The 13075-nt window shown below is 41.6% G+C and carries 15 protein-coding genes and 1 pseudogene; 4 read left to right on the forward strand and 12 right to left on the reverse strand.

All coding sequences use genetic code 11. From position 1 onward, the window contains the following. Window positions 1-23: 23 nt before the first annotated feature. The 6 genes from CLV48_RS10755 to CLV48_RS10785 form a co-directional block, all read right to left on the reverse strand. Window positions 24-488: a hypothetical protein gene (locus CLV48_RS10755; RefSeq protein WP_106567286.1), complete on the reverse strand. Its 465-nt coding sequence runs from the start codon at window positions 486-488 to the stop codon at window positions 24-26. 4 nt (window positions 489-492) lie between these two features. Continuing rightward, on the reverse strand, window positions 493-1089 hold the full coding sequence (locus tag CLV48_RS10760; protein WP_106567287.1) for a hypothetical protein: 597 nt from the start codon (window positions 1087-1089) through the stop codon (window positions 493-495). 303 nt (window positions 1090-1392) lie between these two features. Continuing rightward, entirely contained in the window at window positions 1393-2151 is a 759-nt protein-coding gene (locus CLV48_RS10770; protein ID WP_106567289.1) for an SDR family NAD(P)-dependent oxidoreductase, read from the reverse strand. Beyond that, on the reverse strand, window positions 2148-2609 hold the full coding sequence (locus tag CLV48_RS10775; RefSeq protein WP_106567290.1) for an RES family NAD+ phosphorylase: 462 nt from the start codon (window positions 2607-2609) through the stop codon (window positions 2148-2150). The genes CLV48_RS10770 and CLV48_RS10775 overlap by 4 nt, the downstream gene beginning before the upstream one ends. A 9-nt stretch (window positions 2610-2618) precedes the next feature. Beyond that, window positions 2619-3092: an antitoxin Xre/MbcA/ParS toxin-binding domain-containing protein gene (locus CLV48_RS10780; RefSeq protein ID WP_245889526.1), complete on the reverse strand. Its 474-nt coding sequence runs from the start codon at window positions 3090-3092 to the stop codon at window positions 2619-2621. A gap of 41 nt (window positions 3093-3133) precedes the next feature. Beyond that, window positions 3134-3616: a GNAT family N-acetyltransferase gene (locus tag CLV48_RS10785; protein ID WP_106567292.1), complete on the reverse strand. Its 483-nt coding sequence runs from the start codon at window positions 3614-3616 to the stop codon at window positions 3134-3136. A gap of 96 nt (window positions 3617-3712) precedes the next feature. Here CLV48_RS10785 and CLV48_RS10790 point away from each other — a divergent pair, with 96 nt between their 5' ends. After that, entirely contained in the window at window positions 3713-4510 is a 798-nt protein-coding gene (locus CLV48_RS10790; RefSeq protein ID WP_106567293.1) for a type III pantothenate kinase, read from the forward strand. On the opposite strand, the gene CLV48_RS10795 is transcribed toward CLV48_RS10790, so the two are convergent. Further along, on the reverse strand, window positions 4464-5150 hold the full coding sequence (locus CLV48_RS10795; protein ID WP_106567437.1) for a peptidoglycan DD-metalloendopeptidase family protein: 687 nt from the start codon (window positions 5148-5150) through the stop codon (window positions 4464-4466). The genes CLV48_RS10790 and CLV48_RS10795 overlap by 47 nt on opposite strands. A gap of 67 nt (window positions 5151-5217) precedes the next feature. On the opposite strand from CLV48_RS10795, the gene CLV48_RS10800 reads away from it, so the two are divergent. Further along, window positions 5218-6162: a pyridoxal-phosphate dependent enzyme gene (locus CLV48_RS10800; RefSeq protein WP_245889527.1), complete on the forward strand. Its 945-nt coding sequence runs from the start codon at window positions 5218-5220 to the stop codon at window positions 6160-6162. Window positions 6163-6175: 13 nt separating this feature from the next. Here CLV48_RS10800 and CLV48_RS10805 read toward each other — a convergent pair. From CLV48_RS10805 to CLV48_RS10820, 4 genes and pseudogenes are all read right to left on the reverse strand, one after another. Then, window positions 6176-6436, reverse strand: a pseudogene (locus tag CLV48_RS10805) (hypothetical protein); the annotation flags it as partial. 381 nt (window positions 6437-6817) lie between these two features. Continuing rightward, window positions 6818-7603: a DUF3050 domain-containing protein gene (locus CLV48_RS10810; RefSeq protein ID WP_170069017.1), complete on the reverse strand. Its 786-nt coding sequence runs from the start codon at window positions 7601-7603 to the stop codon at window positions 6818-6820. 265 nt (window positions 7604-7868) lie between these two features. Continuing rightward, window positions 7869-9794, reverse strand: coding sequence for a CHU_0125 family OmpA-like outer membrane integrity protein (locus CLV48_RS10815; protein ID WP_106567296.1), 1926 nt, complete (start codon window positions 9792-9794; stop codon window positions 7869-7871). Between the two features lie 51 nt (window positions 9795-9845). Further along, on the reverse strand, window positions 9846-10337 hold the full coding sequence (locus tag CLV48_RS10820; RefSeq protein ID WP_106567297.1) for a hypothetical protein: 492 nt from the start codon (window positions 10335-10337) through the stop codon (window positions 9846-9848). A gap of 540 nt (window positions 10338-10877) precedes the next feature. On the opposite strand from CLV48_RS10820, the gene CLV48_RS10825 reads away from it, so the two are divergent. Continuing rightward, complete coding sequence (locus CLV48_RS10825; protein ID WP_106567298.1) at window positions 10878-11222, forward strand: MmcQ/YjbR family DNA-binding protein; 345 nt, start codon at window positions 10878-10880, stop codon at window positions 11220-11222. Between the two features lie 233 nt (window positions 11223-11455). Then, window positions 11456-11971: a DUF2306 domain-containing protein gene (locus CLV48_RS10830; RefSeq protein ID WP_245889539.1), complete on the forward strand. Its 516-nt coding sequence runs from the start codon at window positions 11456-11458 to the stop codon at window positions 11969-11971. A gap of 237 nt (window positions 11972-12208) precedes the next feature. Here the strand turns inward: CLV48_RS10830 and CLV48_RS10835 are convergent, their stop codons facing one another. Continuing rightward, window positions 12209-13000: a (Fe-S)-binding protein gene (locus CLV48_RS10835; protein WP_106567300.1), complete on the reverse strand. Its 792-nt coding sequence runs from the start codon at window positions 12998-13000 to the stop codon at window positions 12209-12211. Window positions 13001-13075: the final 75 nt, after the last annotated feature.

Consider the following 13075-nt stretch of genomic DNA (forward strand, 5'->3'; position numbering starts at 1 on the left):
TGGAAGAAATTCCAAGGGTTTTTTTAATTACGAATTCCTTCAGCAAAGAAATTTTTGACCCAGAATGTACGGGCGATAGGATTTACCTGGTTCAGGATTTCATTAACGTTTTTTGGGAAGAACGGACCAATAATTACCTGGTAGTGTCCCTGGTAGTCCTTGCAGATTTCCAGGTCAAACATTTGGTATTTGACCAATAGCTCTTTAGGGAAGAAGATTTTCTGGGAGCTTAAAGAAGCGGGTTTTTCCTTAAAGCCAAACCGCTTTTTCGAAGCAGAATAGGTGTGTTGGCAAAACTTCTCCTGAAAATTCTTGTCCTTAATGACGAGTCTGGATTGTTGGAGTAATTGTGGATTAAAACTATGTTTCAGTACCAGGTTCCCTTTGGTGATATGGTATTCCACATCAGTTTGCTTCGAGCAGTCCAGCTTGAGGTTATTTTTTATGGACAGAAACTTCCAAAGGTTATTGATGCGCTGTAGTTCCATTGGGTTATTTTGGTTGATTGATCAAGCGGAAATAGTCTTTGATAGTAGTTTTTAAAGCATTCCTTTGTTTAGGATCCGTAAGGATTTCATAACGCTCACCGTTTTCTAATTCCATCTCTAACCGGAAATTTTCTTCCAGTAGGGGAGATAATTTACTGACAAAATCATAGTGTTCCAAAGTACCGCCACCATAAAAAGTCAATTCTCCGGATTCCTGCTTGCTTTGATTGTTCCAGATCAATTTGAAAGGAAGGGTTTCGGGGATTGGTTCCACGAAGATATAGGCCTCGTCCTTGATCCGGTTAATCAATATGGAAAGGTTGAGATTTGGGGATTGTTCTTCCTGAATGCGTTTACCGTAGCGGTAAATATTGATTTTGGCATCATCCCTTCCTTCCAGATCATAATAGGCTGCCCGGACATTTTTGAAAAAAAGCCTGTCTGCATCTGTGATCCGAAGTAAGGAATTGGCCTCCCCTGAATTGTCAGCCCTTCTTTCATTGAAAAATGAAAGCAAAAACACGAAGAGTAAAGATCCTATTCCAAAGATTTTCAGGATCTTGATCATTTCAGGTGAAAGGCTGTCTTTGGCTGATGACATGAAAAGCTTTTTTTTCTTTAACAGGATTCCCGTAAGATTGGTTTATGGGAAAATATTCAAAAGAATTTTTACTTCAACCCTTTTAGTGTTGGGATTCTCAATTTTAAAGATCATCTTTTACCAATGGTTTCACCCGGGGCAAATACCACTTTGTGGATTCAATCAATTCGTGATTTTCTATTTTTGCATTCCTAATTCCTCATTCTACATTGTTCTACCCTAAACAGCACTAAATTTTCAACATTCAAAGCCCCTTTCTGTATTCCCCTTATACCTTTTTACTTTTTCCTTGGCTCTTTCTATTTAATGCACATAAGACCCTGCATTGATATCAATCGTACATCCTGTCGCATGGTCAGCCAATCCCGAGCAGAGTAAGGTCACCATAGGTGCAATGTCCTTAGGTTCCGTTAGCTCATTCAGCGCAATGTCATTCAGTGCATATTCTTCCCCATACTGGTCCATAAAATCCTGTGCCATGTCAGTGCGGGTAAAACCTGGGGCGATAATGAAGGCTTTTATCCCCTCTTTGCCGTAATATCGGGCGATGGAGCGGGTGTAACTTACAATGGCTGCTTTGGATGCGGCATATGCTAAATAATCAGGAGTATCTCCTCTGAAAGCAGCACGGGATGAAATATTGATGATCCTTCCGCTTTTATTTTTTCTGGCATATTCAATAAACTCTTTGGTAATTATGGCCAAGGCATTGATGTTGACATCCATGGTTTTAAGCCAGGCGGAAGTCCATTCTTCTGTTGGGGCATTGTCCGGAATGGAAATGGCTATTCCGGCATTGTTGACAATAGCATCAATTTTCCCATGGGTTTTGATGAGTTCAGGAATCCAGCCTTTGACCTGCTCCAGGTTAGCGAGGTCACAAGGAGCCAAATGAGCAGGATTCTTCAGGGACTGCTGCAAGGCTTTGGCAGCTTCAAGGTTGCTGTTGAAATGTAGCAGAACTTCCGCACCAGAGTCGGATAGTTGCTCAGCTATTCCTTTGCCAATGCCTCTTGAGGCACCGGTCACTAAAATTCTTTGGTCGCTAAGATCGATTTTCATAACGGGTTAATGGCAAATGATACTTCTGTCTCTTGGATGAACTTTATTTTATTGCTAAAATCGGGATGAAGTGGATTGATAAGCAAATTATATTCTTGGGGATAATTTATCAATGGGATACGGCAGGAAGGGACTTTCAGGGCAACGCTCTCTTGTTCCTTAGCCCAAAAAGCACCTATGGTTTGGGTACTTTTGGGATGGGGCCTTTGGCTCCAATCCAGAGGCAAGTCCTCTACTCCCAAAAAGGGGGAATCTTCGTCTAATTCAAATTCAACGAGAGCCCAAGCAGCCAGAGAAACTACCGGGCCTTTGATGCTGAGCAATTCAAGAAAATTCAGCGCGCTTTGGCTGCAGGCATAAATGACAGGAATCCCATAAGGGTTCCACCTCCCTGACCCAGGGCCGTAACCCAAAGGGAATCTGCCTGGTATTTTTTCTATCAGCCTGAAGTATTTCAAAGCAATGATTTAAAGGATATTGCCCCAGGACATGGCCTCCAAAGCCTCCTCTATGCGCTCCACTCCATAGGGATTACGCATCAGATCTATGGGTCTTTGGTTACCCAAAGATTCATTGGTAGTATACAACCAATCCTGAAGCAGGGCTTCTGTCCCAAAAACCCTGATTCCTTTGGCGACGATTTTGTCCATGTCTTTGATGGTCTTGGTCAATAACCTGCTCAGCTGCTTGTCTTCCTTTTTCCATCGTACCAAGGTGCTGGGATCTATCTCTAAAACCTCTGCCACCTCTGCCTGGCTGAACTGTAGGTAGTCAAACAATTCTTTGGTCTCCGAAAGATGGAACTGCTCTTTAATGAGCATGGGCTCCTCTACTTTGGATACCTTGGGGGAAAAGTAATACTGCTCCTCTAATGGAGGGAAGAATCCGCTGGCTGTATTTTTGTCAGCATAATTTTGAGGGAGCTTGTATTGCTTTGCCATATCCAAATTTAATTATTTTTTAAGGCATATGCAAAATCAAATTATTGCATTTGCAATATTTTTCTGATTTGATCCTGCTGCAGGTTACAGTTGATCCATTCTCCATCAAGGTCTGCTCCGTATTTTTTATAGAAGCTGATTGCAGGGGTATTCCAGTCCAAAACCTGCCAGGTCATACCTGAGCAATTGTCTTCCAATGTCTTCTGCAAAGTACGGTCAAATAGGAGCTTTCCCGCGCCATTTCCCCGCTCTGACGCTGTCACTACCAAGTCCTCCAAGTACAGTCTTTTTCCTTTCCAGGTACTGTATCGGTAGTAGTATATGGAGGTCCCGATGATTTCCCGGGAATCATTTTTAACGGCAACAAAAAAGCCAAAAACCGGATTGGGGCCAAAACCGTCCTTTTCCATCATTTCTACGGTATTGATGACTTCATCTGGTGCTTTTTCATAGATCGCAAGTTCTCGGATCAACTCCAAAACCTGTGGTAGGTCTTCTTTTTTTCCTTCTCTAATTGTGTACATGCAGGAAAGTTATCAAAAAACAGAAAAGCAAAAAATCAATTTATATATTTGAGATCATCCACCAATTTTATCGGTCAATTAACAAAAACTGTACATATGTTCTTAGCCATTGATGCAGGCAATTCCAACATAGTTTTTGGTTTTTATGATGAAAACCAACAGAAGTGGGTGCATGAATTCCGGGTCAATACCTTCAAGGAACTTTCAACATTGAAATTGGAAAGGGAACTTCATTTATTTTTTTTGGAAAACAGCATAAAAAACGATCGGATCACCCAGGTGGGAATTTCTTCGGTGGTCCCAGAGGTAAATTCGGTATTACAGCAATTTTGCAGGGAATACCTTGAAAAGTCTTGTTACCTGATCAGTGGGAAAAGTTATGCCAGACTGAATGTAAAAACCGCACGGCCCAATGAAATCGGCTCTGACCTTATGTGCAATGTGGCCGCAGCCTATGATAGGTTTAAGACTGCATGCATCATTGTGGATTTTGGAACTGCCCTTACCTTTACCGTAGTAGGAGAAGATGGCAAAATTATGGGGGTAAATATAGTACCCGGATTGAAAACAGCCATCAAGGCACTTTTCTCTAATACTTCCAAATTGCCGGAAGTGGAGCTTAAAATGCCCAAATCTGCTTTGGGTAAGAGTACTTCCCATTCCATACAGGCAGGCATTTTGTATGGATATACCGGTTTGGTCAAGGGCATGCTGGATACCATTCAAAAGGAAATCGGCCACCAATGCAGGATCATTGCCACAGGAGGACTATCCTCCATTTTAACTACATTGGAAGATGCTTTTGATGTAGTGGACAGGAACCTGACTTTGGAAGGTATCAGGATCATTACCCTGGCGAATACCCTGTCAATAACTGAGGATCTGGACATATAGCCCTATATTTTTCTATTTCCCTTTGCGAACAAACACCAGGGAAGTCTCCCCAATTGCCCATCATGTCCCACATCAATTGAAAATGCAAATGGGGAGGCCAGTCTCCATTTTCGGGAAATGGGCCTAAATGGCAAAAGGCCTGCCCTGCCTCTAAAGTCATGCCGAGTTCCAGTCCTTCCAAATCTTTCAGTGCCAAATGCCCATACAAGCTGTAGAGCGTTTTTCCTTTTAATTCATGTTCTAATATGATGGTAGCCCCATAATCCCCAAAACCAGCATTGTTCTGAAAAGAAAAAACCTTGCCTTTCAGGGGAGCATAAACAGGGTGGCCTGACTCAGTCCAAATATCGATTCCCAAATGGATATTTCTAAAATCTGATTGCTCGGTGACAAAAACCTCTGAGCGTGCATAAATGGCCCTATGTTCAAAATAGCCACCAATTCCATATTTCTTACCGGCCGACTGAAGCTTACCAAACACATATTGATCAAAACTTTTGGTATCCGAAAAATCAATGGACATCAGCACTGTGTTGGCAGAACTGAAATCCATCTCCATGGTATTGTCTGGATTCAGGTATTCTCCCATGACAGGAAAGATATTTTCACATAGGAGAAGTTCATGTAAGCTGTTTTTCATAAGCCGCAAGATAAAAATTTTGACAGTACCAATGCCTTGCCTTATATTTATTTCCATGACTGAAACCATGAAATTTCCTTCTCTTGACGATATCAGGTTGGCCCATCAGCGGATCCAACCTTTCATTCACCGAACACCCATTATGACCTCTGAGGCCATCAACCAGATTGCCGGCTGTGATATTTATTTTAAATGTGAAAACTTCCAAAAAGTCGGTGCTTTTAAAGCCCGCGGAGCGGCCAATGCGGTGGCCAAATTGGATGAAGAGCAAAAGAAAAACGGTGTCGCTACCCATTCCAGTGGAAACCATGCTGCTGCTTTGGCCAGGGCAGCGACGGTAGCTGGGATCAAATCTTATATCGTGATGCCTTCCAATGCCCCTGAAATCAAAAAGAAAGCAGTAAAAGGCTACGGAGGAGAAATCATTGAATGTGAACCGAATTTACAGGCAAGAGAAACTACCCTTCAGGAAGTAGTAAACAGGACCGGAGCTACTTTTATTCCCCCCTATGATTACATGGACGTCGTTGAGGGACAGGCTACTTGTGCATTGGAATTGTGGGGAGAAGGGATTCCATTTGATGTCATCATGGCGCCGGTAGGAGGAGGAGGCTTGCTCGGGGGAACTGCCCTGACGACCAAATATATTTCCCCTAACACCCAGGTGATAGCCGGGGAGCCAGCAGGAGCGGATGATGCTTACCGCTCTTTTCAAGCCAAACAACTTATCCCAATGGTCGGCCCCAAAACCATCGCAGATGGTCTGCTCACTTCACTTGGGAAAATCAATTTTGCCATTATCATGAAATATGTAGATGATATCCTCACTGTGACAGAGGAGGAAATCATAGAAGCCATGCGCCTGATTTACGAGCGGATGAAAATCGTAATTGAACCCTCCTGTGCAGTGCCTTTGGCTGCCTTATTAAAACATAAGCAGCGCTTCAAGGGTCAGAAAGTGGGAATTATCCTTTCAGGAGGAAATGTGGATTTGGGTAAATTGCCATTTTAAGCCGATAGGATAGTTATTTTCCTGAATTGAGGCAATTCAAGAAGTTTTGCTCTGGCAAGGACCGCACTTCATCGGTTGATACCAGGGCATTATTTGTGAACATTTCCAAAAGTGTGGGCTTGGTAATGTCTTCCTCAAAAGCCTGGCTTGGGACCCACCTTGCAATATACAGCTCCATAGGAAAAATGAGGTTCCCGCCTCCATATATGGGATTGGTCTGACCGCCCAGGAGAAAGAGAAATTCTTTGTCCACGTTATGGTGGAGGCCACTGCCAAAATTTTCGAGTTAATTGGGTCATAAGTCCTTGGAAACCGTCATCGCTATATTTCATCAAAGATGGAGACAATTAGACCTAAACCTTTCCTTTCTACGATTTCAACGGCCCTTATCGGGATACCTTCTGTCGGTTTTTCAAAAAAATTATTCCTGGAAAGGATCTAATATAAAAATAGCGAATTTTAAAATGACCGCTACTCAATTGACGAAAAAAATGAAAGGAATCCCGATCAAAAGATCCCTTTCCATTAATTTTAGGCCCTTAAATTGACTATGATTTCAGGTAGTGGAAGCAACGAATTGTGAGCAAGCTCAACGAAAAACTTCTATTTTTCATGAGAAAGGCGGAAGCTTCTAGCTAAATAGAAACAGTAAAAATCAATTTAAGACCGTGTTGGCCAGGATGCTTTCATGGATTCCGTCCCATAGGATTTTTCTGGCTTCCAGGGCCTCAATGGCTGCTTTTTCTATTTCTTTCCATTTTGCCTCATCTTCTCCACAAAGGTGCTGGAGCATTTTCATGGCCAATGGTCCGTGATGGTCTTCGTCCAAATGGATATGCCTTTCAAAGTAATATTCCAAGGTATTCAGTTGGTCTGGCTTGCTTTTGATCAGGTCATTGACCAGCTGCCTGAATAGATCTGGGATAAGGTCTTCTCTACCTAAAGTAAAGGAAGCGGCTATTTCATGTGCTTTCCCTTTTTCAACCACTTCAAAATTTTTGTTGAGAAAGGAAATTACAGATTGGGGAAGTTCTACCCCACTTAAAGCCTCTTGAAAACTTTTTCCTGTTTCCAAATGGGTCAATAGTAATTCCATTTTTTCTGTGCTGGCACCCGCTTCTTTCATCGCGCGTAGGTAAAGTTCAAAATGGCTGCAATAGCCTCCCTGTCCGTCCTCATCGCTCTCCTCGGCCAAAACGATGTCATTGATGAGCCGGGTCACCAAAGGCTCAGCAGCTGGCCGCCAAGGTAAATTCATACCGGTAAGTTTCAGTTGCAGGGCCTTTAGTAAAGTCATAAAATCCCATACCGCATATACATGTTGTTCCATAAAAACCTGAAAATCCTCCAGTGTTTTCATGTCCTTGTAAATAGGATGTTGTAATAGGGAATTACGGTAGGGCGAGATTGCCTCCATGAGTTTTTCTATTCTTGGATTCATATTCTGTTTGGGTATTAGGGGATAAACGGGGAGCAGTAGGTGCTTGTTTTTTAATTTTGGCGCAAAAATAAGAAAGGGATCCTGACCAAAGGACCCCAATCGGAAAATTGTAAATGAATGAACATGGAAACCGGTATCCTGAGAGAGGCGAAGGGTCTACCGTGAATTAGGAGATTCTACTTCGCCTGTGGCGGATCAGAGGGACTGCCCAAGTAATTTCTTTCATTCCATAAATATCAATTTTAATCACTTAAAATGAATGTAATCAATCCCTGATCTCGATTACTTTAAATTCTGTTCTTCTGTTGACCTGATGCTCTTCCTCTGTTTGTGCATTAGGAATGATCAGCTGACGCTTACCGTAACCTTTTGCTACTAACCTGCCTGCGTCAATGCCTTTGGAAACAATATAAGCCACGGCAGATTCAGCCCTTCTTTGGGAAAGGTTATCATTGTAGGCATCTGAAGCTCTGGCATCTGTATGTGAACTCAATTCAATTCGAATGCTTGGGTTATCTTTAAGGATTTGCACCAATTTATCCAATTCCAATGCAGCATCCGGACGGATATCTGCTTTGTCCAGGTCATAATAGATATTTTCAAGAACGATGGCTTTTTCCAAAATCAAAGGATCAAGCACAATGGTAGTATCCAACACAATATTGGTTACATCTTGGATTAGGTCTTCAGGTCTTGGGGTTTTTCCTGTAGTGGAGTAGCTTAAACTTTTTGTAAAATATCCTGATTTGGTAGCGATCATGGAGAAGTTTTGATCAGGAGCCAAAGTAAACCTTAATCGGCCATTTTGATTGGAGAAGTCTCCACCCACATTTTTGTTATTGGCATCATAGAGTACCACTCTGGTTTGTGGTAAGATCACTTCTGTGCCATCGTCTTTTTTCTCTTTGGTGGTCACATTAAGGAATACATTGACCACCTTAGGCTTTGGTGTCTTGTCCTCAAAATAATAAATGTCATCATCTCCTAACCCACCCTCGCGGTTAGAGGAAAGGAATCCTTCGGTAGGGTATTTGGAAAAGAAGATTCCGAAGTCGTCAGCCACACTATTGACATTGGGACCGAGGTTTTTCACTTCCCAGCCATTGCTAGTTCTTTCAGCTACAAAAAGGTCCAATTTACCATAGCCGGGATGTCCATCCGAAGCAAAGAAAAGCTTTCCGTCCGGTGCAACATAAGGGAACATCTCATTGCCCGGGGTATTGATCTGTGGGCCCAAGTTGACGGCGTTGCCAAAGTCTCCATTGGCCAGTTTGGTGGCACGGTAAAGGTCCAATCCTCCCTGTCCATCCGGTCTAATGGAAGCAAAGTAGAGTTCATTGCCATCCGGGCTGAAGGCTGAGGTCTGATTGGTGTAGAACTCATCTTCATTGACAGGCATCCAAATAGGCTGGGTATAACCACCACCCCGGAAATAGGAGGCGAAAAGATGGGTATCCGGAAGGTCCCGGGAACTCTCGGAATTAGATCGAGAATAAATGATCATATTTCCATCAGGGCTAAGTGTCAGTGAACCCTGATTGAGATTGGTTTCGTTCTGGAATTGGGGTAAGAGCTGAATATTTTGCACATCCACTTTGATGCCTTCTGCCTTGGCCCTGAAAATTTTCAAATAAGGTGTGCCTGTGCCTTTGTAGATGCCTGTTGGCATCCTGTTACTGGTAAAATACACAAAACCCTCACTGAGAAAAGGGCCATATTCTGCGTAAGGTGTATTTAGTAATCTGTAGTTTTCTACTTCCAAATAAGGGAAATAAGGCTCAATTGCCTCCAGTTTTGCCAGGTTATTCAACTCTAGTCTGGCCAAACGCTGGTAATTGTCATCCAATGTAATTTCCTGGGCCTTGGTAAATGCTTCTTTGGCCTCTTCGTATTTCCCCTGTCCCTTCAAGCTCTGCCCCAATCGAAAATAAGATTCAAAGGTTTCTTCGTTTTCAATAAGCTTTGCATAATAAGCTTCTGATTTTTCTACCCGGTTGGAAAGCCTGTAGCTTTCGGCCACATAGAAATTGGCCTGTTGGTTGTCCGGATCATCTTCCAGTATTTTGGAAAAAGTACTGATAGCCAGCTGGTATTCTCCTGCCCGGAATTGGTTTTGCCCTTTTTGAAAAAGGCTGGTACAGGAGCCAAAAACAATGACCATCATCACCAGAAATACAGCAATTTGCTTCATGGGCTTGTTAAAAGATTTTTCTGTGTTTTTAAATATAGGACTTTATGATAATTAATTCATAAAGAATTTGTTTAACCAACTATCTTTTGCAGCAATTAGCCAGTTTTGCTCCAGATCAGACTTCCTTTGGACTACAGGGTTCAATACGATAGAATCTGCTTTTAGGATGCCTTCGGATACTTTTGATTTGAGGCCAAGGAATGGACTAACTTCTAACTGTTCCCCAGACTGAAGAAAGCCAACTTTTCCCTGATCCAGGAGATTGACATGCAACTGCTCCTGTATTTCCCTTAAAGTGCGAACTGAAGAATCAATGGAGCAGCCCGAAGCGCCCAATTGGCTTTCATCTACGGCAAGTACAATCACCTGTCCAAATTTGATGGTAAAGGAAGTGGGCATAAGGCTGCCATGGGTATTCCACTGTTCACAAAAAGCCTTCAGCCTTGCAGTGATCCAGTCCAATTCCTCAGGGCTAAACCTCCTGTCCGCTTGGTACACCCAAATCCGGGAATTTGCCGGCATTTTATCAAAATCCAAATACATATAATACTTTAATTGATTATCAAAAATAAGGTCTTTTGCCTCAAATTAGTTCTCTTTTTAAACGGAGAAATTGAGCAGAAGGGTATAAATTGTGGGAGAAAGCTTACAGATGACCCGTCTGGTTTTAATTTTCCGTCCTGTATCCCTGACAGCTTCAATGCTGAAATTGGTTTTTTGGAAAATTAAGCGTTATTTTTATGTAATGTCAATTTTGAAAAGGATAAGATTATTTTCATCAATATGATTATCCGAAATCAAACCACTAACTGATTTTCAGTGAATTTGTCAGTAGATTAGAATCAATATCCATGAATGACTTGTCCGCCTAGGCGGATCCAATATCAATGAATATCGGTATGGTTAAAAAACCGAATTTATATGGCTTACTGGTATTATAGATGATATACATTTTCATCAAATAAAACCATATTGGTATTATTTGCCGGTTTCAACTTTGGTTCTACTCTAGATGAAGGATTCTGGAGTCTAATACCCTAATTGTTTTTTAAATTAGAACAAAAGAGGATAAAAATAGGTCAAATGGTAAGCTTTGAGACATTTAGAAAATCAGCACTTTCTTTTCCCGAAGTGATAGAAGTTCCTCACTTTGAAAAAATATCATTCAGAGTGAAAAAGAAAATATTTGCGACCTATGACCACAAAAACAAAAGAGCGACCTTAAAATTGTCAGAAATAGATCAGGACGTTTTTTCATCTTCAGACAGGACAATTATTTATCCTGTTGCCAATAAGTGGGGAAAGCAAGGCTGGACATTTGTTGAATTGGGAAAAGTACAAAAAGGCTTGTTTATAGATGCTTTGACAACAGCTTATTGTGAAGTAGCACCACAAAAACTTGCTGAACAGATTAGGCCAAAATCATAGAAATTGGGATTACAAAAACTGAAGAAATTAAAATTTAAGTGTATATCAATGTAGCAGAAAGTCTTATCCTGAGAAAATTGTTCCCAAGCGAAGCAAGTAATCATTTGAAGCAATATTATTCAACCTAAACTTAAAAACATAAAAAGTAGAAAATGAGCAAGATGTCTATTTTTTGGAGCGTTTATTTTATGCTCTTTATAATTTTTCTCTTACCCACATTAAGTTATTTGGTAATGGGACTTCCTGACTTCCTAAATAGAAATAGCCTTACAGAAAAGGCGTGTTTCATCGGCCACATTTTATCTGGAATTGTAGTTTATACAGTTGCACCTTTTCAATTCTCCACTTCCGTAAGGTTAAGGGAACCAAATAAGCATAGGATGTTGGGCAAAGTTTATATTTTCAGTTCCTTGGTATGTATTCTCACCTTATATGCCAACATACTTCCGAATTCAATTTGCGAAAGTTGCCAACCTTCTCAATACATGGCTACTAGCTTGTGGCTAATTTTCATTTTACTTGGGCTATGGTCTATTCTTAACAAAAAGATGGAGTTACATAGGCGATTTATGATGAGTGGATTCATTTGTGCTGCCTATTTCGTAACAGTTCGCTTGGTAAGTTATACCCTAATGGGATTCTTTGACTTGATTACACCCAATGAGCATGCTTCTTTTTTAGTTTCAGATATTTTTGTTTGGTTATTGCCACTTTTGATTTTTTGGTCAATCTGGCTGAGGAACAAATAATTTGGAATTAAGAATCCATTCACTTAGATCAGGGTCTTTAGTTAATCCTGATCATTACAATAATTTTATTATCCCGGATAAGATCCTGCAATAAAACTATTAACCCCATTGGAATATTTTTTTAGCAGCTTATAAAGAAAGCAAGTGTATTTATTGGGTACAAATGAAAGTAAAAAGACCTGTCAGGTTTTCGATACCTGACAGGTCAAAGTCATTAAAAAACTTTAGCGATATGTCTCAAATTCCCATATCCTTGGCTATCATCTCTGCCAGGTCATAGACTTTGACATCGTGTTCACGCTCTTTGTTTTTGACGCCATCGGTCATCATGGTCAGGCAGAATGGACAGCCCACTGCAATGGCTGATGCACCAGTGGCCAAAGCTTCTTCAGTACGCTCAATATTGATGTCTTTTTTGCCAGGTTCTGGTTCTTTAAACATCTGTGCACCTCCAGCTCCACAGCAAAGTCCTTTGGTACGGCAACGCTTCATTTCGACCAATTCCACATCCAGGGCTTTGATCACTTCCCTTGGTGCTTCGTACACATCATTGGCACGACCCAGGTAGCAGGAGTCATGGAAGGTGATTTTCTTGCCTTTGAATTCTCCTCCACCCTGTAGCACAACTTTGCCCTCATTGATCAGTTGCTGTAGGAACTGGGAATGGTGGATCACTTCATAATTGCCTCCCAAGGCAGGGTATTCGTTTTTTATTGTATTGAAGCAGTGCGGACAGGCAGTCACCACCTTTTTTACCTCATAGCCATTCATGACCTGTATATTGGCCACTGCCTGCATCTGGAAGAGAAATTCATTTCCCGCACGCCTTGCCGGATCTCCAGTGCAAGCTTCTTCAGGACCTAATACGGCAAAACTTACGCCCACCTTATTCAATATTTTGACAAAAGCCTGTGTCACGGCTTTGTAACGCTCATCGAAAGAACCGGCACAACCTACCCAAAACAGGATTTCTGGACTTTCACCGGAAGCGGCCATCTCGGCCATGGTTGGAACTTTATATGTTGACATTTTTTAGACTTTTAGAGATTAGAGACGAGAAGCGAGAATTGAGAAGCGAGACAAAACTTCTAGTCTCTCGCTTCT

The organism is Cecembia rubra, assembly GCF_003014575.1.
In the GTDB taxonomy this organism is placed as follows: domain Bacteria; phylum Bacteroidota; class Bacteroidia; order Cytophagales; family Cyclobacteriaceae; genus Cecembia_A; species Cecembia_A rubra.